Source organism: Streptomyces sp. NPDC048057, assembly GCF_040653095.1.
Taxonomy (GTDB): domain Bacteria; phylum Actinomycetota; class Actinomycetes; order Streptomycetales; family Streptomycetaceae; genus Streptomyces.
In genome coordinates, this window is record NZ_JBEZNF010000001.1 from 392,918 (window position 1) to 418,532 (window position 25,615).

23 protein-coding genes and 2 pseudogenes are annotated in these 25,615 nt (G+C 71.6%); 11 read left to right on the top strand and 14 right to left on the bottom strand.

Going from position 1 to position 25,615, the window contains the following annotated elements; translation table 11 throughout:
• Nucleotides 1-7: 7 nt before the first annotated feature.
• The gene (locus AB0E05_RS01845) at nt 8-1,555 is read right to left on the bottom strand and encodes a HAMP domain-containing sensor histidine kinase (RefSeq protein ID WP_361957059.1); all 1,548 of its coding nucleotides are present in this window, start codon (nt 1,553-1,555) and stop codon (nt 8-10) included.
• Complete coding sequence (locus AB0E05_RS01850) at nt 1,552-2,259, bottom strand: response regulator transcription factor (RefSeq protein ID WP_361957062.1); 708 nt, start codon at nt 2,257-2,259, stop codon at nt 1,552-1,554. Before AB0E05_RS01850 ends, AB0E05_RS01845 begins: the two co-directional genes overlap by 4 nt.
• A 185-nt stretch (nt 2,260-2,444) precedes the next feature.
• Here AB0E05_RS01850 and AB0E05_RS01855 point away from each other — a divergent pair, with 185 nt between their 5' ends.
• Nucleotides 2,445-4,634, top strand: coding sequence for an MMPL family transporter (locus tag AB0E05_RS01855; protein ID WP_361957065.1), 2,190 nt, complete (start codon nt 2,445-2,447; stop codon nt 4,632-4,634).
• Nucleotides 4,635-4,846: 212 nt separating this feature from the next.
• Here AB0E05_RS01855 and AB0E05_RS01860 read toward each other — a convergent pair whose 3' ends face one another.
• The 3 genes and pseudogenes from AB0E05_RS01860 to AB0E05_RS01870 form a co-directional block, all read right to left on the bottom strand.
• Nucleotides 4,847-5,680 (bottom strand): TetR family transcriptional regulator, encoded by an 834-nt coding sequence (locus AB0E05_RS01860; protein ID WP_361957068.1) that lies wholly within the window; start codon nt 5,678-5,680, stop codon nt 4,847-4,849.
• Nucleotides 5,681-5,691: 11 nt separating this feature from the next.
• Entirely contained in the window at nt 5,692-6,153 is a 462-nt protein-coding gene (locus AB0E05_RS01865; RefSeq protein ID WP_361957071.1) for a DCC1-like thiol-disulfide oxidoreductase family protein, read from the bottom strand.
• Between the two features lie 119 nt (nt 6,154-6,272).
• A pseudogene (locus AB0E05_RS01870) lies at nt 6,273-6,677 on the bottom strand (hypothetical protein); the annotation flags it as partial.
• A gap of 136 nt (nt 6,678-6,813) precedes the next feature.
• On the opposite strand from AB0E05_RS01870, the gene AB0E05_RS01875 reads away from it, so the two are divergent.
• Nucleotides 6,814-7,623: an alpha/beta hydrolase gene (locus AB0E05_RS01875; RefSeq protein WP_361957074.1), complete on the top strand. Its 810-nt coding sequence runs from the start codon at nt 6,814-6,816 to the stop codon at nt 7,621-7,623.
• On the opposite strand, the gene AB0E05_RS01880 is transcribed toward AB0E05_RS01875, so the two are convergent.
• From AB0E05_RS01880 to AB0E05_RS01905, 6 genes are all read right to left on the bottom strand, one after another.
• Nucleotides 7,610-8,191, bottom strand: a complete 582-nt coding sequence (locus AB0E05_RS01880) for a hypothetical protein (protein ID WP_361957077.1) — start codon at nt 8,189-8,191, stop codon at nt 7,610-7,612. The genes AB0E05_RS01875 and AB0E05_RS01880 overlap by 14 nt on opposite strands.
• Before the next feature lie 157 nt (nt 8,192-8,348).
• The gene (locus AB0E05_RS01885) at nt 8,349-9,110 is read right to left on the bottom strand and encodes a succinate dehydrogenase iron-sulfur subunit (RefSeq protein ID WP_361957080.1); all 762 of its coding nucleotides are present in this window, start codon (nt 9,108-9,110) and stop codon (nt 8,349-8,351) included.
• Nucleotides 9,110-10,864 carry a succinate dehydrogenase flavoprotein subunit gene (gene sdhA / locus AB0E05_RS01890; protein ID WP_361957083.1) on the bottom strand — a complete coding sequence of 585 codons (1,755 nt, stop codon included), beginning with the start codon at nt 10,862-10,864 and terminating at the stop codon, nt 9,110-9,112. Before sdhA ends, AB0E05_RS01885 begins: the two co-directional genes overlap by 1 nt.
• Nucleotides 10,865-10,884: 20 nt before the next feature.
• Nucleotides 10,885-11,361, bottom strand: coding sequence for a succinate dehydrogenase hydrophobic membrane anchor subunit (locus AB0E05_RS01895; RefSeq protein ID WP_361957086.1), 477 nt, complete (start codon nt 11,359-11,361; stop codon nt 10,885-10,887).
• Between the two features lie 8 nt (nt 11,362-11,369).
• A complete protein-coding gene (sdhC, locus tag AB0E05_RS01900; protein ID WP_361538397.1) occupies nt 11,370-11,750 on the bottom strand; it encodes a succinate dehydrogenase, cytochrome b556 subunit in 381 nt (126 codons plus the stop codon).
• A 241-nt stretch (nt 11,751-11,991) separates the two neighbouring features.
• Nucleotides 11,992-12,585, bottom strand: a complete 594-nt coding sequence (locus tag AB0E05_RS01905; RefSeq protein WP_361957090.1) for a 2-oxo-4-hydroxy-4-carboxy-5-ureidoimidazoline decarboxylase — start codon at nt 12,583-12,585, stop codon at nt 11,992-11,994.
• A gap of 600 nt (nt 12,586-13,185) precedes the next feature.
• Between AB0E05_RS01905 and AB0E05_RS01910 the strand changes: the two genes are divergently transcribed.
• The 3 genes from AB0E05_RS01910 to AB0E05_RS01920 all read left to right on the top strand — a co-directional run bounded on the left by AB0E05_RS01910 (nt 13,186) and on the right by AB0E05_RS01920 (nt 16,751).
• Nucleotides 13,186-14,709 (top strand): glycoside hydrolase family 20 protein, encoded by a 1,524-nt coding sequence (locus AB0E05_RS01910; RefSeq protein ID WP_361957265.1) that lies wholly within the window; start codon nt 13,186-13,188, stop codon nt 14,707-14,709.
• A 543-nt stretch (nt 14,710-15,252) separates the two neighbouring features.
• A complete protein-coding gene (locus AB0E05_RS01915) occupies nt 15,253-15,945 on the top strand; it encodes a DUF4328 domain-containing protein (RefSeq protein ID WP_361957093.1) in 693 nt (230 codons plus the stop codon).
• 254 nt (nt 15,946-16,199) lie between these two features.
• On the top strand, nt 16,200-16,751 hold the full coding sequence (locus AB0E05_RS01920; RefSeq protein WP_361957096.1) for a hypothetical protein: 552 nt from the start codon (nt 16,200-16,202) through the stop codon (nt 16,749-16,751).
• Nucleotides 16,752-16,769: 18 nt separating this feature from the next.
• On the opposite strand, the gene AB0E05_RS01925 is transcribed toward AB0E05_RS01920, so the two are convergent.
• Nucleotides 16,770-17,660 carry a LysR family transcriptional regulator gene (locus AB0E05_RS01925; RefSeq protein ID WP_361957099.1) on the bottom strand — a complete coding sequence of 297 codons (891 nt, stop codon included), beginning with the start codon at nt 17,658-17,660 and terminating at the stop codon, nt 16,770-16,772.
• A 295-nt stretch (nt 17,661-17,955) separates the two neighbouring features.
• On the opposite strand from AB0E05_RS01925, the gene AB0E05_RS01930 reads away from it, so the two are divergent.
• Together AB0E05_RS01930 and AB0E05_RS01935 are read left to right on the top strand one after the other, a co-directional pair.
• Nucleotides 17,956-18,321 (top strand): SH3 domain-containing protein, encoded by a 366-nt coding sequence (locus AB0E05_RS01930; RefSeq protein ID WP_361957102.1) that lies wholly within the window; start codon nt 17,956-17,958, stop codon nt 18,319-18,321.
• Between the two features lie 90 nt (nt 18,322-18,411).
• A pseudogene (locus AB0E05_RS01935) lies at nt 18,412-18,831 on the top strand (DUF4232 domain-containing protein); the annotation flags it as partial.
• Here the strand turns inward: AB0E05_RS01935 and AB0E05_RS01940 are convergent.
• Nucleotides 18,828-19,406 (bottom strand): Uma2 family endonuclease, encoded by a 579-nt coding sequence (locus AB0E05_RS01940; protein ID WP_361957105.1) that lies wholly within the window; start codon nt 19,404-19,406, stop codon nt 18,828-18,830. The pseudogene AB0E05_RS01935 and the gene AB0E05_RS01940 sit on opposite strands and share 4 nt — an antisense overlap.
• A 599-nt stretch (nt 19,407-20,005) precedes the next feature.
• On the opposite strand from AB0E05_RS01940, the gene AB0E05_RS01945 reads away from it, so the two are divergent.
• Nucleotides 20,006-20,740, top strand: coding sequence for an RNA polymerase sigma factor (locus AB0E05_RS01945; protein WP_361957108.1), 735 nt, complete (start codon nt 20,006-20,008; stop codon nt 20,738-20,740).
• Nucleotides 20,740-21,930, top strand: a complete 1,191-nt coding sequence (locus AB0E05_RS01950; protein WP_361957111.1) for a hypothetical protein — start codon at nt 20,740-20,742, stop codon at nt 21,928-21,930. The genes AB0E05_RS01945 and AB0E05_RS01950 overlap by 1 nt, the downstream gene beginning before the upstream one ends.
• A gap of 222 nt (nt 21,931-22,152) precedes the next feature.
• Here the strand turns inward: AB0E05_RS01950 and AB0E05_RS01955 are convergent, their stop codons facing one another.
• Complete coding sequence (locus AB0E05_RS01955) at nt 22,153-23,085, bottom strand: L,D-transpeptidase family protein (RefSeq protein ID WP_361957114.1); 933 nt, start codon at nt 23,083-23,085, stop codon at nt 22,153-22,155.
• A gap of 184 nt (nt 23,086-23,269) precedes the next feature.
• Here AB0E05_RS01955 and AB0E05_RS01960 point away from each other — a divergent pair, with 184 nt between their 5' ends.
• Complete coding sequence (locus AB0E05_RS01960) at nt 23,270-24,862, top strand: methylmalonyl-CoA mutase family protein (protein WP_361957117.1); 1,593 nt, start codon at nt 23,270-23,272, stop codon at nt 24,860-24,862.
• Nucleotides 24,863-24,932: 70 nt separating this feature from the next.
• Entirely contained in the window at nt 24,933-25,589 is a 657-nt protein-coding gene (gene leuE, locus AB0E05_RS01965) for a leucine efflux protein LeuE (RefSeq protein ID WP_361957120.1), read from the top strand.
• Nucleotides 25,590-25,615: the final 26 nt, after the last annotated feature.

The following is a 25,615-nucleotide window of genomic DNA, read 5'->3' on the forward strand; positions in this document are numbered from 1 at the left end:
GCAGACCTCAGGGCGCGAACCGCCCTCCCGCGGGAAACGTCACCACGACCGCCAGGCCCCGGCCAGGCGCCGTGGTGACCTCCACCGTCGCCGCGTGCGCGTCCGCCGCCGCGCGGACGATCGACATGCCGAGCCCGCTCCCCACCCCGCCCCCCGCACGGAAGAAGCGGTCGAAGATGCGGTCCGCGTCGTCCGGCGCCATGCCCGGCCCCTCGTCCGCCACCCGCAACCGCACCGCGCCGTCGGGCGCGGACGACAGCTCCACCGTCACGTCCGCGTCCACCGGCGTGTGCACGCGGACGTTCGCCAGCAGATTGCCCACCAGCTGGCGCAACGTCGCCTCGTCGCCGAGCACGAACGCCGGCCCGTCCTCCTCCCGCACCGCCACCCGCCGCTCCCGCTGCTGCGCCGCCAGGTCGTCCGTCGCGTCCCGGGCCAGCCGTCCCAGGTCGACCGGGGCCAGCCGGTGGACCTCCGGGCGGCCCTCCAGACCGTCCAGGCGGGCGAGCGTCAGCAGTTCGGAGACGAGCCGGCCCATGCGTTCCGCCTCCGCGGTCATCCGGGCCAGGGCCCGTTCCCGCTCGGCCGGCGAGCGCAGCATGCCCCGGTCGTACAGCTGGAGGTAGCCCTGGATCGCGGCCAGGGGCGTCCGCAGCTCGTGGGAGGCGTCCGCCACGAACCGCCGCAGCTGCGTCGCGCTGCGCTCCCGCGTCTCGAACGCCGACTCCACCTGGTGCAGCATCGAGTTGAGGGCCACCCGCAGCTGCTCGATCTCGTTCACGGGGTGCCGGCCCGCCGGCACGCGCCGCGCCAGGTCGCCCTCCGCGATCGCGGACGCGGTCTCCACCATGCCCTCCAGCGGGCGGACCAGGTGCTTGGTGCTCTTCATGGTGACCAGCGCCAGCAGGCACAACAGCAGCCCGCCGAAGGCCAGGTCGACCTTGAGCGCCTGGTGGATCCCGGACCGTACGGCCTCCACGTCCGCCGCGAGCAGCAGCACCGAGCCGTCCCGCAGGGCGCCGGCGACGACGCGGTAGGGGTCGCCGTCCACCTCCACGTCCCGCACCTGACCGCTCGCGGCGAACCCCGCGGCGTCCCCCACCGCCGCCGCCAGCTCCAACTGCCGCCCGCTGGGCTCGTGCGTGGCGAAGGGCGTCGGCCGCATCCCCGCGTCCAGCGCCACGAGGATGGTGCCCGGCCGCGGCAGGCCCGTCGACTCCGGATCCCTCGGCGACGCGACGTGCTCCAGCAGGGTGGAGATCGCCTGGAGCTGGTTGAGGTCCTCCTGGGTGAAGTCGGTCTGCTGCACGGCCTCCCGGCTGGCCAGCAGCTCCCCGTCCACCCGCTGCACCAGGTAGTGCTGCATCGCCAGCAGGCTGACGACGGTCGCCGCGGCCACCCCGAGCAGCAGCAGGAGCAGGTTCACCAGCGTGAGCTTGGCCCGCAGGGAGTGCATCCGCCGGTGCCGCACGCGCACCCAGTGCCGGAAGCCCTCCAGGGAACCGGTCCAGCCGCGCACCCGCACCGCGCGGTCGTCGACGTCCGGAGCGCTCACGTCAGCCCGTACCCCACGCCCCGGCGCGTGGTGATCAGCGGTGGCCCCAGCGGATCCAACTTGCGCCGCAGATAGCTGACGTACGTCTCCACCACGGTCGACTCCGCGGAGTGCTCGTAGCGCCACACGTGCCTCAGGAGTTGCTCCTTGGACACCACCCGGCCCGCGTTGCGCACCAGGAAGCGCAGCAGCGCGTACTCCGTCGGCGTGAGCTGCACCGCCCTGCCCGCGCGCCGGACCTCGTACGTCGTCTCGTCCAGCTCCAGGTCGCGGTGGCGCAGCGGCGGCGGCACCGGGAGGACGTCCCCCGCGGGCGAGGGGCGGGTGCGCCGCAGCACGGCCTGGATGCGGGCCACCACCTCGTCCACGTTGAACGGCTTGGTGATGTAGTCGTCGCCGATGCGCAGCGCGCCCACCACCTCCGCGGGCGCGTCCCGGGCCGTGATGAACAGGACGGCCGTCTCCGGCAGTTGGCTGCGCAGCACCCGGCCCAGGGCGCGGCCGTCGCCGTCCGGCAGCATCACGTCCAACAGCGCCACGTCGGGCCGCGCCCGCTCGGCGAGCACCTGCGCCTGCCGGACGCCGCCGGCGGTCACCACCTCGAAGGCGTGGTGGCGCAGGGCGATCGCGAGCACGTCGGCGATGCTCGGCTCGTCCTCGACGACCAGCACCGTCGCCCCCGTGTGCCGTTCCCGCTGCTCCATCGTCCGCGCCCCTTCCTCCCCTTCCACCGTCTGACCCCAGTATCCGCGCGAGGACGGCTCCAACAGGGCTTCGTTGTCTTGGAGTTCCTTGAGAGTCCGGCTCCCAAGCCGCCGCGGGCCGGGCCGGCGAACGATGCTGAGGCCGGGCCCGGGGGACGTGACGAGCTGGTGAAGGGAATGACGTCGTGGCGGCATGGGCACGTTGGTGCTATCGACACAGGTTGGTCGTCTTGGTGCTGTGGGTGGTGGCGCTGCTCGGCCTGGGGGTGCTGGGCAGTGCGAAGGGGTCCGACTACTCGAACGACTTCAGCCTCCCCGGCACCGACTCCCAACGCGCGTACGACCTGATGGCCTCGGCGTTCCCGGAGCGCTCGGGCGATCCGACGACGGTGGTGTGGCGCACCGCCGCCGGCTCGGTCCGTGACGCCGCGGTCCGGGAGCGGCTGGAGCCGGCGCTGAAGGAGATCGCGCGGATGTCGGGCGTCGGGGAGGTCGTCAGCCCGTACGGGCCCGACGGCGCGGGCGCCGTCAGCGCGGACGGCCGCACCGCGTACGCGACCGTCGTCTTCGTCGACCGCGCCGAAGAGGTGCCGAAGGCGCTGGTCAAGGACGTCATCGAGCAGGTGGAGGACGCCCGCGCGGACGGGTTGCGGGTCGAACTCGGCGGTCAGGCCGTCGTGTACGCGAACGAGCCCCCGGCCGGCACGGCGGAACTCGTCGGCATCGTCGCCGCCGCCATCGTGCTCTTCCTCGCCTTCGGTTCGCTCTTCGCGATGCTGCTGCCGCTGGTGGTGGCGCTGTTCGCGGTCGGCATCGGACTGGTGCTGACGGGCCTGGTCAGCAATGTGACGGAGCTGGCGACGATCGCGCCGCTGCTCGGTACGCTCGTCGGCCTCGGCGTGGGCATCGACTACGCGCTCTTCATCGTCACCCGGCACCGCAGGGGGCTGCTGCGCGGCGTCGCGCCGCAGGACGCGGCGGTCACCGCGGTCAACACCTCAGGCCGCGCGGTCGTCTTCGCCGGCGCCACGGTCTGCATCGCGCTGGCCGGGATGCTCGTGACGGACCTGCGCTTCCTCGAAGGCATCGTCATCGCCGCGTCCCTGACGGTGGTCCTGAGCGTGCTGGCGGCGATCACGCTGCTGCCCGCGCTGCTCGGCTTCCTCGGGCCGCGGGTGCTCAGCCGCCGGCAGCGGCGCCGGCTGGCCGCGGCCGGGTCCGACGCCGGCGCCGGGGAGTCGAGCAGCGCCGGCGCCCGCTGGGCCGCGTTCGTCGAGCGGCGCCCGAAGGCGGTCGGCGCGCTGGCGCTCGTCGTGATGGCGGTGCTCGCGCTCCCGGTGCTGTCGCTGCGGCTCGGCACCATCGACCACGGCAACCACGCCGAGTCCACGACCACCAGGAAGGCGTACGACCTGCTGGCCGACGGTTTCGGGCCCGGCTTCAACGGCCCGGTGCAGATCGTCGTCGACGGCGCCGAGCCCGCCGCCGTCACCGCGCTCGCCCAGCAGGCGAAGGACACGGAGGGCGTCGTACGGGCCGAGGTCATGCCCACGCCGCCCGGCTCGCCCGTCGCCGTGATCAACGTCGTACCGGCGACGTCACCGCAGGACGAGCGGACGGGCCGGCTCATCGACGCGCTCCGCCACGACGTGGTCGCGCCGTCCGGGGAGCGGGCCCACGTCGGCGGGGCCACCGCCGTCTTCAAGGACTTCGCGGAGGTCACCGCGGACCGGCTGCCGTACTTCCTCGTCACGGTCGTCGGGCTCGGCGCCCTCCTGCTGCTGATCGCGTTCCGTTCGATCGGGGTGCCGCTGACGGCGGCCGTGATGAACCTGATAGCGGCGGCGTCCTCCTTCGGGATCATGGTCGCGATCTTCCAGTGGGGCTGGGGCGGGGAGCTGATCGGCTTCGGCAAGGAGGGGCCGATCACCGCGTTCCTCCCGGCGATCATGCTGTCGCTGCTGTTCGGGCTCTCCATGGACTACCAGGTCTTCCTGGTCAGCCGGATGCACGAGGAGTGGGTGCACTCCAAGGACAACCAGCGGGCCGTGCGCGTCGGCCTCGCCGAGACCAGCCGGGTCATCAACTCCGCCGCCCTCATCATGATCTGCGTCTTCACCGCCTTCGTCTTCAGCGGGGACGTGGAGGCCGCGATGATCGGCGTGGGGCTCGCCGCGGCCGTCGCACTGGACGCGTTCGTCCTGCGCACGGCGCTGGTGCCGGCCGTGATGTACCTGCTGGGCCGGGCGAACTGGTGGCTGCCGGGCTGGTTGGACAAGCGGCTGCCGCACTTCGCGGTGGAGCCGAAGGAGGAACCGGCTCCGGCGAGCCCGGCCCGCAACGGGGCCAAGGAGGACGCGCCCGTCGGCGGCTAGTGCCGTGACCGGCAATGTTTGCCCGTGAGGAGTGCCGTCCGGTGCGTGCGATCGCAAGGCGGCCGGAAGCTCTGGTAGCGGAGCTACCAGGGGTTTCGGCCAACGCGGCGAGGGTGCGTGCCGGACGGGACGACAGGGCAAAGCTTGCCGGGAGGGGCACTAGGTCATTCAGCGCGGGTGTACGGGGCGCTGGCTCCGTACACCCGCGTCCGTCACTTTCCGCCGTCCGGCGCCGAGCCGGATTCGGAGCCGGGTTCGGGAGCCGGTGCCGATCCGGCGGTGGACCTCCGGGTGAGCGGCTTGCGCACGCCCGCCCGGCGGGTCGTCTTGCGGGCCGCGGTGCCCGACGTGCGCGCCGCGACGGACTGCGCCATGCCCGGCAGCAGGTCCGTGAAGAGCTCGTGCACGTCGTTGACGAGCCCCCGCAGGACCTTGAAGCGGGAGAGGTGGATCCCCTTCGCGGTCAGCCGGGCACCCTTCTCCGCCAGCCTGCGGCTGCGCTTGTGGCCCTCGGAGCGGTCGAACACCCAGTACAGCACCAGCCCCATGTGGGACAGCCACAGCAACTCCGGCAGGGTGTCGGCCAGGTCCTTGGGGATCTTCGCCTTCGCCCCGGTCAGCACCTCCCGGTGGACCTGTACGGCCGCCTCCCGCGCCGGCTCCGACTCCGGCGAGAAGGGGCTGAGCGGAGACTCCGGATCGGCCGCGTTCTTGAAGAACTGGGCCGCGAACTCGTGGTATGGCTCGGCGATTTCCAGCCAGGCCAGATGCACCCCCGCGAGCCGGGCCGCGAGGTCCGTCTCGGCGGCCAGCAGCGGCTGCACCGCCGCGCGGTGCTCGGCGCCGATGCGGTCGTAGAACCCCTGGACCAGGTGTTCCTTGGCCGAGAAGTAGTAGTACGCGTTCCCGACCGACACCCCCGCCTCCAGGGCGATGGCCCGCATCGTCGTCTTGTCGTAGCCCCGTTCCTGGAACAACCGGAGCGCGGTCTCCAGGATCAGCGTCCGGGTCTGCTCGCTCTTGGGGGCGCTCTTGCCGTCACTCACGCTGCCCGAGCCTAATGGGGCGGGGCGCACCGGTCGTCACAGGGCGCTGACGGCGGTGGCCCCGTCTGGCCCGGCACCTCGTCGAGCCACCGCTGCGTCGCTCCCGTCGCCGTCCGGTACTTGGCCGCGGCGATGACGGCGGCGCGGGCGAAGGACGCCCCGGAGGGGCCGGCCAGCCAGTGGGCCTTGGCCCGGTGGTCGGCCAGCGCCCACAGGCAGACCACGAACGCCGCGTCGTCCGTGAAGACCTGGCCCCCGTCGCCGATGACGGTGATCTTGCGGAGGGTGGCCGCGTGGTCGAGGTCGGGGAAGAGCGTCCTCGCCTGCGTCGAGCCGACCGGCACCAGGTCCATCGGCACGAGCTTGTGCTGCCGCTCCAGCCAGCCCTTCAGATGGGCGCAGAGGCCGCACTCGGGGTCGAACAGGACGGTCAGCCGACGCACCACCGCGCCGTCGGGCCCGGGGGCGGTCACCGCGCCGCTCACCGCGGGCTCGGCGGGGTGTCGGCGGGGCCGGCCGCCGGTCCGTGGCCCGTCGTCGGGGGCTGGCTCGGCATCGGGCCGTACCCCGTCGCCGCCCGGCTGTGACCCGTCGCCACGGCCGGGGGCCGCAGCCAGCCCTGCGGGGCGACCGGGGGCGTCGACTCGTACCGCTGGAGCCCGCGCCGACGGATCTTGTTGAGCACGAAGACGTTGGTGAGGTGCAGCACGCCGAGGACGAACAGCACGACGCCGAGCTTCACCGACAGTTCCTCGAAGAGGTTGCGGGTGCTCTCCACGGTGTCGCCGATCTTCAAGTACGCGACGACGAAGCCCAGGTTGATCAGGTAGAAGCCGACGACCAGCAGGTGGTTCACGGCGTCGGCGAGCTTCTCGTCGCCGTTCATCACGTCCGACAGGAAGAGCCGTCCGTTGCGGCTGAGAGTGCGGGCCACCCAGACGGTCAGCGTGATGCTGACGGGGAGGTAGATCAGGTATCCGACGACATTGAGGTCCATGTCCGCCGACCCTTCTGAACGTGTTCAAAAACTCCGACGACAGCAAGGTAGCGCTCTTTTTGAACACGTTCAACGCGGAACCTGAGGCTCCGGAAAGTGGGTTGGTGGCCCCGTGGCCTCGGGGTAATCTCCGTGGATGACGCTTGCTCATGACCTCGCCGGCCCGTCCGACAGCACACGGAACGTCGTGCTCCTGCACTCGACGGTGTGCGACCGCCGCATGTGGGACGCCCAACTGCCGGCCCTGGTCGCGGCCGGGTGTCGGGTCGTCCGCGGAGACTTCCGCGGGTACGGCGAAACGACCTACGCGAGCGCGCCCCACGCCGCTGCCGGTGCCGCCGTCGATGTCGTCGACGACGCCGCCGACGTGCTGGCTCTGATGGACGCCGTGGGCATGGCGCGGGCGGTGCTGATCGGCGCCTCGTACGGCGGGCGGACCGCCCTGGAGATCGCCCTACGCGCCCCGGAGCGCGTCACCGGCCTCGCGCTGCTCTGCCCGGGAACGCTGCCCGGCGCGCCGGAGAGCGCGGAGCTGACCGCCTTCGAGGAGCGGGAGGTGGAGCTCGTCCAGTACGGCGACCTGGACGAGGCGGCGGCGCTCAGCGCCCGCACCTTCCTCGGCCCCGAGGCCGACCCCACGACCCTCGCCGCCGTCGCCGCCATGCAACTGAACGCGTACGAAGTTCAGTTGGCCTCCGCCGACGAGTACTCGGCCGCGGGCGACTTCGACGTCGCGGCGCTGGCGGACGTGTCCGTGCCCGCACTCGTCGTCTCCGGCGCGCACGACCTCGTCGACTTCCGAACCGCGGCGCGGCAAGCGGCGGCGGCCCTGCCCGGCGCGCGCCACCGCGAACTGTCGTGGGCCGGCCACCTCCCGAGCCTGGAACGCCCGGCCGAGGTCACCGGCCTACTCGTCGACTTCCTCGACGCCGTCACATCGCGCTGAGCGAGCGCGCGTAGTTCACCTGGCCCATCACGTGCTGGATCGTCATCATGTGCTGCGCGGGCACCATGGTGGCGTGGTGCTTGCCGCCGCTGGTGACCGTGACCTGGACGTAGCCCGTGGTCTTCTTCTCCTTCATCAGCAGGAACAGCAGGCCGAGGAAGCAGAAGAAAAAGAAGACCACCGCGAGCACGATCGCGTGCGTGGGGATCTTCTCCTCCGTGCGGGACATGTCCGTGACGTTCCAGACCGCTCCCTTCAGCGGCAGGTGGCCGGCCGGGGTGACGATGGTGTCGTGCATGACCACGATGTCGCCGATGGCCACCAGCGGTGACCCCAGGGGCACGGGCACGCCCGGCATGCCCATCGACGCCCCCAGCGGCACGGGGAACGCGGGCTGCGTGTGCGGGTAGTTCGGCGCCTGGTTCGGATAGCCGTACCCGGGGGCCGGGTAGCCGTACGCGGGAGTGCCGGGCGGGGTGTCCGGCCCCCACTGGTACTCGGGCTCGCCCTCCCGGGCGTAGGGGTTGTGGTCCGGGCTCGGATTCGGCTGTGGACTGGGTCCGGTCATCGTCAGCTCCCCGCTTCCTGCTGCGTCAGCTCACCGTCCCCGTCGATCCTGCCACCAGGCGACCCGCGAGGTGAAGCCGCAGTCCGGAATGTCAGGAAACGAGCAGGGCCCCGCATCCGTCGACGGATGCGGGGCCCTGCTGTCGCGCTTAGGGCCCTCAGTAGCGACGCGTGATCAGCGCGCGCTTCACTTCCTGGATCGCCTTGGTGACCTCGATGCCGCGCGGACAGGCGTCCGTGCAGTTGAACGTCGTACGGCAACGCCACACGCCGTCCTTGTCGTTCAGGATCTCCAGCCGCTGCTCCCCGGCCTCGTCACGCGAGTCGAAGATGAAGCGGTGCGCGTTGACGATCGCCGCCGGGCCGAAGTACTGCCCGTCGTTCCAGAACACCGGGCACGACGTGGTGCACGCCGCGCACAGGATGCACTTGGTGGTGTCGTCGAAGCGCTCGCGGTCCTCGGCGGTCTGCAGGCGCTCGCGCGTCGGCTCGTTCCCCTTGGTGATCAGGAACGGCATCACGTCGCGGTACGCCTGGAAGAACGGCTCCATGTCCACGACCAGGTCCTTGAGGACCGTCAGGCCCTTGATGGCCTCGACCGTGATCGGCTTCTCCGGGTTGATGTCCTTGATCAGCGTCTTGCAGGCGAGCCTGTTCTTGCCGTTGATCCGCATCGCGTCGGAGCCGCAGATGCCGTGCGCGCAGGAGCGGCGGAACGTCAGCGTCCCGTCGATGTCCCACTTGATCTTGTGGAGGCCGTCGAGGACCCGCTCCTTGGGGTCGATCTCGATCGGGAAGTCCTCCCAGACCGCGTGCTCCGAGATCTCCGGGTTGAACCGGCGGATCCGGAACGTGACCGTGATCAGGTGCGAGGAGGCCGCGGCCTCCGCCTCCACCTTGTCCATCGTGGGAGTAGCCATCAGTACTTACGCTCCATCGGCTGGTAGCGGGTCTGGACGACCGGCTTGTAGTCGAGGCGGACGGACTCGGAGCCGTCGTCGCCGACCTCGCGGTACGCCATGGTGTGGCGCATGAAGTTGACGTCGTCGCGGTTGGGGTAGTCCTCGCGGTAGTGGCCGCCGCGGGACTCCTTGCGGGCCAGTGCGGAGACCGCCATGACCTCGGCCAGTTCGAGCAGGTTGCCCAGCTCGATGGCCTCCAGCAGGTCCGTGTTGAACCGCTTGCCCTTGTCCTGGATCGAGACGTTCTTGTACCGGGCGCGCAGCTCGGCGATCTTCTCGACGGCCGTCTTGATGGTCTGCTCCGTGCGGAACACCATCACGTTGGCGTCCATCGTCTCCTGGAGCTCGCGGCGCAGGTCCGCCACGCGCTCGTTGCCCGTGGAGTCGCGCAGCTGCTCGACCATCTCCACGACCAGGGACGCCGGGTCCTCCGGCAGCTCGACGTAGTCGGCCGTGGTCGCGTACTCGGCCGCCGCGATGCCCGAACGGCGCCCGAAGACGTTGATGTCCAGCAGCGAGTTGGTGCCGAGGCGGTTGGCGCCGTGCACGGAGACGCAGGCGACCTCGCCGGCCGCGTACAGACCGGGGACGACGGTGGTGTTGTCGCGAAGGACCTCGCCCTCGACGTTCGTCGGGATGCCGCCCATGGCGTAGTGCGCCGTCGGCTGGATCGGGATCGGGTCCGTGTAGGGCTCGATGCCGAGGTAGGTCCGGGCGAACTCGGTGATGTCCGGGAGCTTGGCGTCGAGCTGCTCCGGCGGCAGGTGCGTGAGGTCCAGGTACACGTGGTCGCCCTCGGGGCCGCAGCCGCGGCCCTCGCGGATCTCCGTGTAGATGGAGCGGGAGACCACGTCGCGCGAGGCGAGGTCCTTCATGACGGGCGCGTACTTCTCCATGAAGCGCTCGCCGTCCTTGTTGCGCAGGATGCCGCCCTCACCGCGGGCGCCCTCCGTGAGCAGGATGCCCATGCGCCAGATGCCCGTGGGGTGGAACTGGAAGAACTCCATGTCCTCCAGCGGCAGCCCGCGCCGGTAGCAGGCCGCCTGGCCGTCCCCGGTGAGGGTGTGCGCGTTGGAGGTCACCTTGAAGAACTTGCCGGTGCCGCCGGACGCGTAGATGACCGCCTTCGCCTGGAAGACGTGGATCTCCCCGGTGGCCAGCTCGTACGCGACCACGCCGGCCGAGTGCTTGACGCCGTCGACCTCGGTGATCAGCTGGTCCAGGACGTAGAACTCGTTGAAGAACTCCACGCCCTCCTTGACGCAGTTCTGGTACAGCGTCTGGAGGATCATGTGGCCGGTGCGGTCCGCGGCGTAGCAGGACCGGCGCACCGGGGCCTCGCCGTGGTTGCGGGAGTGCCCGCCGAAGCGGCGCTGGTCGATGGTGCCGTTCGGGGTCCGGTTGAACGGCAGGCCCATCTTCTCCAGGTCGAGGACGGCGTCGATGGCCTCCTTCGCCAGGATCTCGGCGGCGTCCTGGTCGACCAGGTAGTCACCGCCCTTGACCGTGTCGAAGGTGTGCCACTCCCAGTTGTCCTCCTCCACGTTCGCCAGCGCGGCGGCCATGCCGCCCTGCGCGGCGCCCGTGTGGGAGCGGGTCGGGTAGAGCTTCGTCAGCACCGCGGTGCGGCTGCGCTTGGTGGCCTCGATGGCGGCGCGCATGCCGGCGCCGCCAGCGCCGACGATGACGGTGTCGTACTTGTGGATCTTCATGAGGTTCGTCAGCCCCGGCTCTAGCGGATGTTCGGGTCGAAGGTGAAGATCACCAGCGAGCCCAGCAGGATGGTGAACACCGTCGCGGTGTACAGCAGGCCCTTGAGCCACAGTCGCGTGTTCGGGCGCTCGGCGTAGTCGTTGATGACGGTACGCAGGCCGTTGGCGCCGTGCAGCATCGCGAGCCAGAGCATCAGCAGGTCCCAGACCTGCCAGAACGGAGACGCCCAGCGGCCCGCGACGAACGCGAAGCCGATCTTGGAGACGCCGCCGTCCAGCACGAGCTGGATGATCAGGTGGCCGATGACCAGGACGACCAGCACCACGCCGGACAGCCGCATGAACAGCCACGCGGCCATCTCGAAGTTGCCGCGGGTGGAGCGCGGGGTGCGCCCGGTCCGCTTGCGCGGCGGCTCGATCAGCGGCGCCGGGTTGTCGACGTCGTACTGGGGATCCGTCTCCACGGGCCCGATGGCGGAAGAGGTGTCAGCAGACATGACCGGCGTCAGCTCCCGAAGACTTCGCGTGCGGCGTGGCCGAGGACGGGATACAGGGCGCCCGCCATCAGCACGATCCAGATGCCCATCACGGTCCAGAGCATCTGCTTCTGGAAGCGCGGCCCCTTGGACCAGAAGTCCACGGCGATGACGCGCAGGCCGTTCAGGGCGTGGAAGAGGACGGCGGCCACCAGGCCGTATTCGAGCAGCGCAACGATCGGCGTCTTGTAGACGGCCACGACCTTGTCGTAGTCCTCTGGGGAGACGCGGACGAGAGCGGTGTCCAGGACGTGGACGAACAGGAAGAAGAAGATGAGGACGCCGGTGACTCGGTGAGCCACCCAGGACCACATTCCTTCCCGGCCGCGGTACAGCGTTCCAGCCGGCACGGAAGAACCCTCCGGGAGCGGGGACTGGGGCCTGCCGGCTTGTGGGTGTCGGTCTGGCCCGGCCGGGTACGGTCCACCGGCCCCGGCCATCGTAGCGACGACTTGTCGGTTCCTTCGCACGGGGTCCGCCGGTGTGATCAAACAGGCAAGCAAAGATCCACGGACGGGCTACTGCGACGACGCTCGCGGACGGCGGGACGCGCCCGCTTTCATCGGCTATGGGGGGTGATGTCCTGGAGGTTCAGCGGGGCGTCCGGGCTCCGGGCCACGGCGCGGGGGTGGCGGCCCGGGGGCCGGCGACGGTCTGTCGCAGCCGGGCGCGGGCCAGCAGCCGCAGCTGTTCGGCGGAGACGACGCGCTCCTCGTCCGGCTCGTGGTTCAGCCGCAGCCGGATGCCGATGAGGATCTCGTCCACCCATTCTTCGGGCGCGTACGCGTCGAGGTGGAGGACGAAGGAGTGGCCGAACCGGCTCTCGTACGCGGCGTGCGCGGCGTCCAGCGCTCGCGTGACGTTGGTGCCCTGCGGCGCGTCGGGGTGCGGCCCGGCCGGGTACTCGTCGGCGAGCGCCTCGCTCAGATCGGTGGGCGCCAGGTCGTAGCCCGCCTCGTCGGCGGCGGCGAGCAGGGAGCCGACGTCCGGGTACGGGCGGTGGGCGGCCACCCGTTCGGCCCAGCGGGCGCTGCCGCAGCACGCCAGCAGCGCGGTGAGGGCGTCCTCGTCGGTGGCCGAGTTGAAGAGGGTGAGCCCCGGTTGCTGCGGCGCGCTCGCGGGGCCGAGCGGGTGCGACACCGCGGCCGGGCCGGACGGGCTCGCCGTGGTCTGCGCGGGTAGCACCGGGTGCGACGGCCGGGCGGGCTGCGGGAGACCGGCGTCGGAATCGCTGGACAGCGTGGGCTCCTCACCACGAGAAGACGAGACGGAGGACGAGAAGGAAGGAAACACGGGACGGGCTGCTGACTCACTGCTGATTCGAGGAGAAGGCCGGAGAGGTCGGAAGGACCGGGCGGCCGGAACGGCCCGTACACCCGGGACGGGTGGTGCGGCCGGGAAGGCTGTGAAGAGTGGGGCGAATGGGGCAACGCTATCCAGCTGTGCGAGTACCTGTCCGACGGATGCGCGATTTTCACCCGGACGGAAGAGTTTCCGCTCATCCGATAGACGACCCGGCCGGGTTCACGGATTTTGGGACGGTGTGCAGTGGGCCGCGGGAGGCGGCGGGAATCGAGGGCGAGGCGCGGTCGAGGCGCAGGAGGTGGCCAGGTGAAGCGCATCGTAGAGGGCGCTGACGGCACGGGCGCAGTGGTTGGCGCGGGTGGCGCGGCACGTGTCGACCGTAAGGGTGACGGCGCAGGCGCACGGGCCGGAAGACGCGCGGGTGCGCGAGCGCCGGTCGTACGCCGCGGCGTCAGGGGCGCCGGCCTCGGCGCCCTCGCCCTGGCGCTCGCCTTGACGGGATGTTCGAACGGATCCGGATCCGACGCCTCCGCCGACGCCCCCGCGTCCAGCACCGCCGCCCCCTCGCCCGCGACGACGCACCCCCTGTCGACGGCGCCCGCGACCGTGCCCGCGGTACGCGAGCACCGGGCCGCCCGCGGCCCCGGCTGGCGTCCCGCCCCCGACGCCGGAGTGGTCGTCGCCCGCGGCAGCGAGGCCCTCGCGGACGAGGGCAAGCTCGTCGCGGGGGAGCTGAAGGTGCCGTACCGCGGGGTGGCCGCGGCGCGCACGGGCGACGTGGAACTGGTCCTCGACCGCGACCAGGACGGCGGGCCGGAGTCGTACGCCGTGCGCACGGAGGGCGGCCGGGTGCGGATATCCGGCCCCGACGAGGCGGGCGTCTTCTACGGGACCCGCACCCTCAAACAGGCCGTGCGCTCCGGGGGCGCGATGCCGGAGGGCACGGTGCAGGACGCGCCGGACCGCCCGCAGCGCGGGTTCATGCTGGACATCGCCCGCAAGGAGTTCAGCGTGGCGTGGATCGAGGACCGGCTGCGGGAGATGGCCGACCTCAAGCTCAACCACTTCGGCCTGCACTTCTCCGACGACCAGGCGTTCCGCATCGAGTCCACGACCCACCCCGAGGTGGTCTCGCCCCGGCACCTGACGAAGGACGAGGTGCGCCGCATCCTCGCTCTCGCCGCCTCGCTCCACATCACCGTCATCCCCGAGATCGACTCGCCCGGCCACCTCGGCGCGGTCCTCGCGCACCACCCCGACCTCAGGCTGAAGGACGCGTCCGGGCGGGTGGTGCAGGGCGCGATCGACATCGGCAACCCCGCCTCCGGCCGGCTCGTCGACGAACTCATCGGGGAGTACGCGGATCTGTTCGACGGGCGGTACTGGAACGTCGGCGGTGACGAGTACACGGCCCTGACCTGGAAGGACCCCCAGGCGTCCTTCCCGGCCCTGGCGGCGAAGGCCCGCGAGGAGTACGGGCCCGAAGGGCGCGTGCAGGACCTCGCGACGGCGTGGGTCAACGACCGCGCCGAACTCGTCCGCGGCCGCGTCCCCAAGGCGTGGAACGACGGCTTCTTCCCCGACGGACAGGTCAGCGTCGACAAGGACGTCGAAGTCGAGTACTGGACGGGCAAGGAGATCGGTGCCCGCGCACCGGAGGAGTACCTCGCCGAGGGCCGCAAGGTGGTGAACCTCAACGACGAGTACCTCTATTACGTGCTCGGCGAGCCCAACGAGTTCGTGTACCCGACCGGGCAGCGCATCTACGAGGAGTGGACCCCGCTGGTGCTGCGCGGTACGAAGCCGGTGCCGGAGAAGTACTCGGACCAGATCCTCGGCGGGCGGTTCGCCATCTGGGGCGACGTGGCCGGGGCGCAGACGCCGGACCAGATCGCCCGGGGGATCGCGCTGCCGCTGGCGGCGACGGCGCAGAAGGTGTGGGACCCGCGGCGGCCCGACCGCAGTTGGGCGGAGTTCGAGGCGCTGGCGCAGCAGGTGAGCTGAGCGCCGGGCGCGGGCTGGACGCGGACCGGCGTCGGCGGGCGGGCCCCGGTCGCACCCGCCCTGTCCGTATTCGTCTGGACTCCCGGTCCCGGGCCACGTATGTTCCGCAGGCGGTCGCGCACGGAGTGCGACCCGTTTCCGCACGCTCCCTTGCACCCGTTGCGCCGGGGGCGTGCTCTGTCGTGGTCTTCCCTGGGGGGTTCTGTCTCGATGAACGTGTGTTCCGTCTGCCGCGCCACGCCCGCGGTCACTCCGAACGGGCTGTGCGCGGGCTGCGCCGCGGCGCAGGGGGCGGTGCCGCCGGGGGCCGCACCGCACGGGGCCGTTCCCCACATGCCGCCTCCTCCGATGGCACCGGGGCAGCCGCCGGCCGGTGCACCCGGCTACCCGGCGCCGGGGCAGCCCGCGCCCACGGGGTTCGGTGCGCCGCCGCCGTACCCGGCAGCTCCGGGCCCGTACCCGGGGGGACCTGCTCCGTACGCCGCGGGGCCGACCCCGTACCCGGCGGGGCCGACCCCGTACCCCGCGCCGCCGCACGCCGGCATGCCGTACGCACCCGTACCGCTGGCCGTCAAGGTGCCCGTGGGCCTGTCGTACGCCGTGATGGCGCTGCTCGGCGCGGTGATAGCGGCGGACCTCTTCTCCATCGGCGCGGCCGTGAACGTCAGCAGCCTGATGACCGACGTGGAGCAGTCGCCCTTCTCGGTCAGCGCGGACACGCTGGACCGGGCCGACGACCTGATGGCGCTGGCGGGCGTGCTCCAACTCCTCGGCTACCTCGCCACCGCGGTCGTCTTCATCATCTGGTTCTTCAAGTCCCGCACCAATGCGGACGCCTTCGCGCCCGACCTCCCGCGCATGCAGCGGGGCTGGGCGATCGGCGGCTGGTTCATCCCGTTCGCCAACTTCGTGATCCCGCGCAAGGTCGCCGGTGACATCTGGGCGGCGAGCCGCCGCAACCCGTACGGCGGCCACAAGGAACAGCCCGAGCGGCTGCTGAACTTCTGGTGGGCGTTCTGGATCATCTCCGTGATCGTCGCCCGGGTGTCGGTCATGCGCTACGACAAGGCCGAGTCGCCCGAGGAGGTCGGCTCCGCGGCGTTCGGACTGGTCTTCTCCGACCTCGTCGACATCGTCGCGGCGGTGCTGGCGATCCTGGTCGTCCGGGCCATCACCCGGATGCAGTCGGAGAAGGTGTCGCTGCCGCACCCGCCGCCGGCACCCGCCTTCCACTGAGGCGTGCGCCGGGGGCCGGGCGTGGGCCCGCCCGGGGGTGTGCGGGCCCACACCGGCACCCGGAGGCTACGAGCGAACGGCACAAGCCGCTCACGAGCCATGTTCCGAGTGGCCCGAATGTAACAGAGTGGTGGGGTACGTGTGTGCGATCCGAGGGGAGTCAGTGAGCGGATCGATCGCGTAGAAGCATGGCGGACCGTGCGCGTGAAGGGGTATTTTGCGCCGAACGCGACGTCAGCGATGGGAGGCGTTCGATGGTGTCGCAGACCTCGGAATCCCAGGGAGAACTGTCCGCACTGTTCGCACGGGCGGACGAGCGGGCACTCGCCGCCAGCGGGGTGGGCTGTCTGGAAAGGTGCCTGCCGCTGCTCGGCGACGGCCCGGACGCGGCCGTGCTGCGCCCGCTGTGGACGGGCCTCGCCAACGGAGCCGCGCACTGGTCCGAACGGCTCGCGGAGACCCGGGACGCGCTGAAGACCGCGCCCGGGGACGGACCGGACCCCGTCGTCGCCGTACGGCGCATCCTCGACACGGCACCCGCGCAGTGGGCGGTGGACCCGCTGCGCACCTGGGCGAAGGAGAGCGCGCGGACCGCGCTCGCCGCCCACGGCGGCTACGAACCGCCCGGCTCCGCCGCGGCGGGCCCGCTGGTGGCCGGGGAGTTGCGCCGGCAGGTGAGGGTGCTGGAGATCCTGGTGGAGCAGACGGGCGGGGCCGGGCTGCGGCAGGTGTTGCACGTGTCCACGGAAGGGCGCCGGGTCCTGGCCGCGGCGATCTCCCGCCAGGCGCGCGGCACGGGCGCCTGACGCCCCAGGGCGCCCGGCTCACTGGGTGAGGACGCCCAACTCCCGCACCACCCGGGCGAGCGCGCGCACCGGCTCCGTCTCGGCGTCGGACTTCCAGACCAGACCCCACCTGAGCAGGTGGGAGTCGGTGATCGGGAGGTACGTGATGTCGGGGCGGGCGGCGAAGCGCGCCGCGTGGGCGCTGGTGATGTCGATGGCGTCGGACGTCGCCACGATCGTCGGCACCTCCTCGCAGCTCGCTACCGCGTGCGCGCGTTCGATGGTGCGCCCCGAAGGCGTCGCGAAGGGGCTGTACGCCTCCTCCCAGTACGAGGGTTGAGGAGCGCTCGGCCCGAACAGGCCGCGGTCGCCGAAGGCTTCCATCGACACCTTCTTCTCGTCGACGAGGGGATGTGCCGCGCGCACCATCGCGACCATGGGTTCGGTGCAGATGACCGGGCCGACGCTGAGGTCGGGCTCCTCGATCGGCAGCCAGGCGACGAGCACGTCGATGTCGCCCCGGCGCAGCGACTCGAAGGGGTGGACGAACGGGCTGTGCCGTACCTTCAGTTGCCACTGGGCGTGGCGGGAGCGGAACGCCTCCCAGAAGGGCAGCAGGTCGTACGCGTTCTCGCCGATCATCCCCACCCGCAACACGGCGGTGCCGCCGCGGGCGGCGAGCGAGGCCCGGTCCAGACTGCGCCGCAGCGCGTCCGGGATCGGCAGGAGGTCCTCGCGGAGCTGCTGGCCGAGAGCGGTGAGCCGTACGGTGCGGCTGGTGCGCTCGAAGAGCTTGCCGCCGATGCTGCGCTCCTGTTTGGCGATGGACTGGCTGACCGACGCCTGGGCGATGTGCAGGCGTTCAGCGGTGCGTCCAAAGTGCAGTTCGTCGGCCAAAGTCAGGAATATCTCGATATCGCGCAACTGCATGGTACGGGTCTCTCCATCGATAGCTCACAGCGATCGCAATCATAGGAAGAGCGAGCTTGATCAGGTGGCTGGTCCTCAGGCAGGCTGATTGTGCATTCGGCCTCCCGGGGGGATTTTCCATGGGTGAGGCGAATGCATCAGCCGCTTTTCCAACGCTGCGCACCCACCGGGGGAGATGCGCAGCTCACGGGGTCGGCGCCCTGGGGGAGAGGGGATCGGCGGAGAGCGGACCGTCAACTGACGGTGCAATCAAGGCTGATAGAAAAATGCACGTGTTCAATCGAAACGGGGATGCATGAGGAAATCCAAGTTTGTCCGCAGGGCCGGCAGCGCGGTCGCTGTCGGCGCCATGGTGTTGACGGGGATCGTGGCGAGCGCGTCGAGCGCTTCTGCCGTGGGTTCCTCGGCCTGCACGGACAACTTCAAGAACACCAAGGTCTGGATCACCGACTCGGCGAACTTCCGCACCGGGCCGGGCAAGAGCTACACGTCCAAGGGCCTGGTGCACAAGGGGGACCAGAACTTCCTCGCGTACTGCGACCGCGGGAACTGGGTCTACGGAAAGGTCCTCAAGGGCGCTCACAAGGGCAAGAAGGGCTGGATCAGCTGGGATGTCATCGGCTGGCCGATGAACCCGCCGGGGCACATCCCGGGCCGCTGAGCGGTAGTTGAGCCAGGGGGGATCAGGGGTCGCGTCCATCGGGCGCGGCCCCTGACGCGTGCGCGGAGGGTGGCGGCGGCCGGGGTCGGCAAGTGCCGCACCGACGCCCTTGACATCTCCGCGGTGGACGGCACCGTCGGCGGCGACGACGAAGGCACGGTCGCGGTCACCTTCAAGAACGGCGGCGGCCGGGACTGCGCCCTGAACGGGTACGCGGGCGTCGACCTGAAGACCAGTGCGGGGTCGCTGTCCGCGGAGCGCAGCGGCCAGAAGTCGACTCCCATGACGCTCAAGGACGGCGACTCGGTGACCTTCGGCGGCACGTACTCGCTGAACGAGTCGGGCGGCTCGGGCGTCAAGGTCTCCGCGATCGTGGTGATCCCGCCCGGCGAGACGAAGTCCTTCTCCCTGGAGTGGCCGGGCGCCGCGACCCTCCCGGTGACCGACGGCAGCGGCACCCCCGTCAAGGTCGGTCCGATGGGCAGCGCGGGCCAGGGCGGCGCGAGCTAGCTCCTGGGCGGCGTGAGCTTGTCGAGGTCGAGACCGATCGCGAAGGGGACCCGGCGCTGGAGGGTCCCCCGGAAGATCCCGGCGGGTGCGTAGATGCCCGTTGGTTCGTCGAGCTCGTACACGTGGACGGCGGGTGTGCCCTCCTCGTCCTCGATGCACCAGTAGTGAGGGATTCCGGCCTCCGCGTATTTGCGGAGCTTGACCGTGCGGTCGCGGTGGGCGGACTCGGGGGAGACGACTTCCACGACGAGCTTCACGGCGTCCGGGGCGTACCAGGTGCGGTCGGGGTCGTAGGGCAGGTCCGTCAGCAGGAGGTCCGGCTCGGGCCGGTTGCGGGCGTCGAGACGGATCGTCATCTCCCGCTCGACCTCCACGCCGGCCGGCACCTGTGCCATGAGCGTCGTGGTCAGGGCGGTGACGAGACGGCCGTGCCAGGACCGCTGGGGCGACATCATGAAGACGAGGGCTCCGTCGATTAGCTCGGTGTGGCGCGGTGCTTCAGGGAGGTGATCCAGGTCCTCCGCGAACCAGCCTTCCGCGCGCGGCGGGCGCATCCAGTCGGGCAGTGCGGTCATGACTTCACGGTAGCGGTTGCACTGTCGTGAGTCTGGACCACTTCGGTGCCTGGGGGCACGGGGAGCTGCGCGATCAAGTCCCACCGGGCCGTAGGGGCCAAGGCTCCCGAGGGGAAACGGCGGGCATGTCAGGTGGCGCTGGACGTACCACCGTGCCCGCAGGGCATGGGGGGCAGAGCTGCGCGAACAGCCACAGACGGGCCGCAGGGGGCAACGTTGCGCAAGACGCACGGCGTGATACCCCCGCCCCGGTCAACCGCAGGGGTGCGCACGAGGGACGACCGGGGTCGCCACCCCCCACAGGAGAGACCCCGGTCGTCGCTACGCGCGGGGCCGGTGCGCGGCCCCGTACTCCACTCTGCGCCGCGGGCGCGATTTGTGTCACAGGGCGGCCGAAACCCCTCGTTCCCACTTGGTTGCAAGTTGTACAAACCATGGACGCGGCCCCCCGCGACGACGTAGCGTTCTGGTCTCGTACGGGGCCGAAGGGCAGCGGCCCAAGGCAGAGGCCAAGGGCAGAGCGCAGTGCTGACCAGCTGCGGACCGGAACAGTGGCACGTACGGATGACACGTACACATAACAGGTACAGGTAGAGGTTGTGCTGGGGGACGACGCGGAGCTGACCGCCGCGGTGCTCGCGGCACAGGACGGGGACGAGTGCGCGTTCCGTTCTGTGTACCGCGCAGTGCACCCGCGGTTGCTCGGCTATGTGCGCACGCTCGTCGGCGATCCCGACGCCGAGGACGTGACGTCGGAGGCGTGGCTCCAGATCGCCCGCGACCTGGACCGCTTCAGCGGTGACGCCGACCGCTTCCGCGGCTGGGCCGCCCGGATCGCCCGCAACCGCGCGCTGGACCACCTGAGGATGCGGGGCCGCCGCCCCGCCGTCGGCGGCGACGAGTCGGAGCTCACCGGCAGGGCCGCCCCGTTCGACACCGCGGACGAGGCGATGGAGGCCCTGTCCACCGGCGATACGATGGCGCTCATCGCGCAACTGCCGCAGGACCAGGCGGAGGCGGTCGTGCTCAGGGTGGTCGTCGGCCTCGACGCCAAGAGCGCGGCCAAGACGCTCGGCAAACGGCCCGGCGCCGTGCGCACCGCCGCCCACCGCGGGCTGAAGAAGCTCGCCGAGCTGTTGGGCGCCGACGCGGACGGAGTGGTCGACGCGGACGGCGTGGCCGCCGGCGACGACGCGGGCGTCGCCTCCGGGCCGGTCCCGCAGCAGGCGGGGCCGGAGTTGGACGGGGTGCCACCGCAGCGCGGGCCCGGCACGGGTGCGACGGCATCCGCCGGTGTGACGCATTCAGGGCTGCGGACGCAGAAGGACATGTGATGGCCGACGAGCGGTACGAGTGGCTTGACCAGGACACGGCGGAGCGCCTGTTGCGCGGTGAGCCGGTCGGGGCACTCGGCGAACCCGCGCGTACCGAAGCCGTACGCCTGGACCGTGCGCTGCGCGACGCCGCCCCCGCTCCCGCGCCGGGCGAGTTGCCCGGCGAGGCCGCCGCGCTCGCCGCCTTCCGCGCCGCGAGGACGCCGGCCACGGCGCAGTCGGACGCCCGGGACGGGACCCTCGGCGTCGTCCGCCTCGGTACCGCGCCCCACTCCCGACGCCGTCGTGCGCGCCTGTCGTCGCCGTTCCGGTTCGGGGTGGTCGCCGCCGTCGCCGGGTTCGCCTTCGGCGGGGTCGCCGTCGCGTCCGGGGGTGACCTCCTGCCGTCCCCTTTCGGCAATGCGTCCTCGTCCGGCGGCAGTGCCACGGCCGGCACCGCCTCCGACCCGCTGGCCGACCGGTCCCCCGACAAGCACTCGGGGTCGCCGTCCCGCCCGCCGCACCGGCCCTCCGGCAAGGCGGGGGCGCCGAGCGGCGCCCCCAAGGGCCCCGGCGAGGGACAGAGCGCCGAGGGCAAGCGCGCGGCGCGCAACGCGGAGCTCCACCTCAGGGCGCTGCACGCGTGTAGCCACCACCGGGTCGGCACGCTCGACGCGAACGGCCGGAAGCTGCTGGCCGCCGCCGCCAAGGGGCGGGACCGGATCGACGCGTACTGCACGGCCCGGCTCGCCGAGGCGCCCCAGTCCCACCCCGGCGTCGGCAGCGGCAACGGTCGGGGCAACCCGGGCGCCACCTCCGGCGGACCGGGCACCGGCCCCGGCACCGGCGCGGGCAGCGGCTCCAACAGCGGCGCCGCGAACGGCAAGCCCAACCGCGGCGCGGGCGAGCAGAACGACCGCGGCAAGGGCAACAAGAACAACAAGAAGAAGGACCCGCAGGACCGGGACGACAACGGCGACCGAGGCGGGAAGGGCGGCAGGGGCGGCCAGGGGGACCGTGCGGGGCACGGGTCCCATGACCGGGACGACCGCTCCACGGGACGCGACCGCGACAGCGGCTACGAAGGCCGAGCCTCCGAAGGCCCCGGCCCCGACCGTGCCCCCGACCGCGGATCCCACGGCCGTGCCCCCGACCGCGACAGCGGCTTCGACGCCCGCGGCTTCGATCACCGCGCCACACAACCGCGCTGACCTGCTGCTTTCGTGCCGCTGCCACCTGGTGTGACGTTTCTGGAGGCTACGGCGCAGTAGAGAGTGAGCCGACTGGTCATCGGCCCGCGCCAGTAAAGCCGGGGTTCCCCCCGTACCTACGGCTGGGCGCACATGGCGCGGGCGGGACACGTTCCCCCGGTCCCGTCCGCGCCCCTTCTCCCTCTCGTTCTCCCCCTCCCGGCCCGCGCCCCGCCCCGGCGCTCACCAGTGGACGACGACCTTGTCCCCGTTGCGGACCTGGTCGAAGAGCGCGGCGACCGCCTTCTTGTCCCGGACGTTCACACAGCCGTGCGACGCGCCCTTGTAGCCGTTCGCGGCGAAGTCCGCCGAGTAGTGCACCGCCTGGCCGCCGCTGAAGAACAGGGCGTACGGCATCGGGGTGTCGTACAGCGACGAGACGTGGTCCCGCGACTTCATGAACACGCTGAAGACGCCCTCGCGGGTCGGGGTGTACTGCGAGCCGAAGCGGACGTCCATCGTCGACTCCACCTCGCCGTCGACCACCCACGACAGGGTGCGGCTCGTCTTGCTGATGCACATCACCCGGCCGTTCAGACAGCGCGGGTCCAGCTTCACCTTCGGCTTGTTGACCGTCTGCCCTGCCAGCTCCGCCTTCGTGGGCCTCTTCGTCATCGCGAGCAGCCGCTGCCAGGTGACCGTGTCCGTCTTGCCCGTCTCCGGCAGCCCGCGCTTGCCCTGGAAGCCCCGTACCGCGGTGGCGGTGACCGGTCCGTACGTCCCCGTCGGGGCGTCGTCGAACCAGCCGATCTGCGCCAGCCGCGCCTGGAGTTCGCGCACCCGGTCGCCCCGGGAGCCCTGCGCCATCAGCACCTCGGCGGGCGGCGCGCTGCTGCTCTCCGTGGCGTCCGGTCGCTCCGACGGCCGCTCCGAGGGCGTCGTGGACGGCGTCTGCGACGGGGTGGGCGTCGGCGTCGGTGACGCCTCGGCTGACGGCGTCGCGGGCCCGGTCGGCGCGGTGGAGCCGCCGCCCGGTTTGCCGTCGGACGGGCCGGACGCGCGGTCCGCGGCCTGCGCGGAACATCCGGCGGTCACCGCGACCACGACGGCAGCCGCGAGCGTCCTCCGTACGAAGGGCTTCCGTACGGGCTTCCCCACGAGGGTCTTGCTGGGCATGTTCGTCCCCCCTTGTCAGCCTGTGTCCTGAGTCCGTGCACCGAGCGATGCACAGAGAGATGCATTCCCGCCCTGCCCGGTTGCTCATTCGCGAGCATGATGGGTAAGGCGTTGCGAAATCGACACCTGCAACGGCCCACGGAGGCCCTGCAACGGCCCTCGGCACTCCTGGAGGGAGGCGGCCATGGCGGCGGCGCGCGAGTCCGAGTCCGGGCTGCCCATCGAGCCGGTGTACGGGCCCGGAGCGCTGGCGGGCTGGGACCCGGCCGAGCGGTTGGGCGCCCCCGGCGCGTACCCCTTCACCCGCGGCGTGTACCCGACCATGTACACCGGCCGCCCCTGGACGATGCGGCAGTACGCCGGCTTCGGCACCGCCGCCGAGTCCAACGCCCGCTACCGACAGCTGATCGCGGACGGCACCACCGGCCTGTCCGTCGCCTTCGACCTGCCGACCCAGATGGGCCACGACTCGGACGCCCCCCTCGCGCACGGCGAGGTCGGCAAGGTGGGGGTGGCGATCGACGCGGTCGACGACGTGCGGGTGCTCTTCGACGGGATCCCGCTGGACCGGGTCTCCACCTCGATGACGATCAACGCGCCGGCCGCGCTGCTGCTCCTGCTGTACCAGCTCGTCGGCGAGGAACAGGGGGTGCTCGCGCCCCATCTGAACGGCACGGTCCAGAACGACGTGCTGAAGGAGTACGTCGCCCGCGGCACGTACATCTTCCCGCCCGGGCCCTCGCTGCGGCTGGTCGCCGACACCTTCGCGTACTGCCGGCGCGAGCTGCCGCGCTGGAACCCGATCTCGATCTCCGGCTACCACATGGCGGAGGCCGGCGCGTCGCCCGCGCAGGAGGTCGCCTTCACGATCGCGAACGGTGTGGAGTACGTCCGCACCGCCGTCGCGGCCGGCATGGACGTCGACGACTTCGGCCCCCGGCTGTCGTTCTTCTTCGTCGCCCGCACCACGCTCCTGGAGGAGGTCGCGAAGTTCCGCGCCGCCCGCCGCGTCTGGGCGCGGGTGATGCGGGACGACTTCGGGGCGCGCAACCCCAAGGCGCAGATGCTGCGCTTCCACACCCAGACCGCGGGCGTCCAGCTCACCGCGCAGCAGCCCGAGGTGAACCTGGTCCGGGTGGCGGTCCAGGGGCTCGCGGCCGTCCTCGGCGGCACCCAGTCCCTGCACACCAACTCCTTCGACGAGGCCATCGCCCTGCCGTCGGACAAGGCGGCGCGGCTGGCGCTGCGGACCCAGCAGGTGCTGGCGTACGAGACGGACGTGACCGCCACCGTCGACCCCTTCGCCGGCTCGTACGCGATCGAGCGGCTGACGGACGGGTTGGAGGAGGAGGTGCTGGCGCTGCTGGCCCGGATCGAGGACCTGGGCGGCGCGGTCGGCGCGATCGAGCAGGGCTTCCAGAAGTACGAGATCGAGCAGAACGCGTACCGCATCGCGCGGGAGACGGACGAGGGCGAACGGGTGGTGGTCGGCGTCAACCGCTTCGTACGGGACGAGGGCGGGGAGCCGCCGTACGAACCGCTGCGGGTGGACCCGGCGATCGAGGTCCGCCAGGGTGAGCGCCTGGCGCGGCTGCGGGCGGAACGCGACGGCGCGGCGGTGGCGGGGGCGCTGGACGCGCTGCGGGCGGCGGCGCGGGGCGAGGACAACGTGCTGTATCCGATGAAGGACGCGCTGCGGGCGCGGGCGACGGTGGGCGAGGTGTGCGACGCGCTGCGGGAGGTGTGGGGCACGTACGTCCCCTCGACGGCGCTGTGAGTGCGTGAGTGCTCGGGGGAGTGTCCCCGGTCACGGCGGAGTGTCGTACCTGTCTGCGACACTCCAACGCATGATGGGCGTCACCGATCTCCCGACGTACCTGGCGGGGCTGGTCCTGATCATCCTGCTGCCGGGGCCGAACTCGCTGTACGTGCTCTCCGTCGCCGCACGGCGCGGCGTGCGCACGGGCTATCGCGCCGCCGCGGGCGTCTGGGCCGGGGACACGGTGCTGATGGTGCTCTCCGCCGCGGGCGTGGCGTCCCTGCTGAAGACGAACGACCTGCTGTTCGGCATCGTGAAGTTCGCCGGCGCCGGCTATCTGACCTGGCTGGCGATCGGCATGCTGCGCGCGGCCTGGGGGATGTGGCGCAGCCGCCGCGAGGTCGCGCTGGCCGAGGCGGGCGAGTCGCCGGAGCCGGAGGGGACGGAGCGGCCGTTCCGCCGCGCCTTCGTGATCAGCCTGCTGAATCCCAAGGCGATCCTCTTCTTCATCGCCTTCTTCGTGCAGTTCGTGGACCCCGCGTACGCCTATCCCGCGCTCTCCTTCGTGGTGCTCGGTGCCTTCGCGCAGCTCGCCAGCGTGCTCTATCTGACGCTGCTGATATTCACCGGCACCCACCTCGCGTCGGCGTTCCGCCGCCGCAAGCGGCTGTCGGCGGGGGCGACCTCGGCGGCCGGGGCGCTGTTCCTCGGCTTCGCGGTGAAGCTGTCCCTCAGCAGCGCCTGACGCGGCACGGCGGACCGGGGACGACG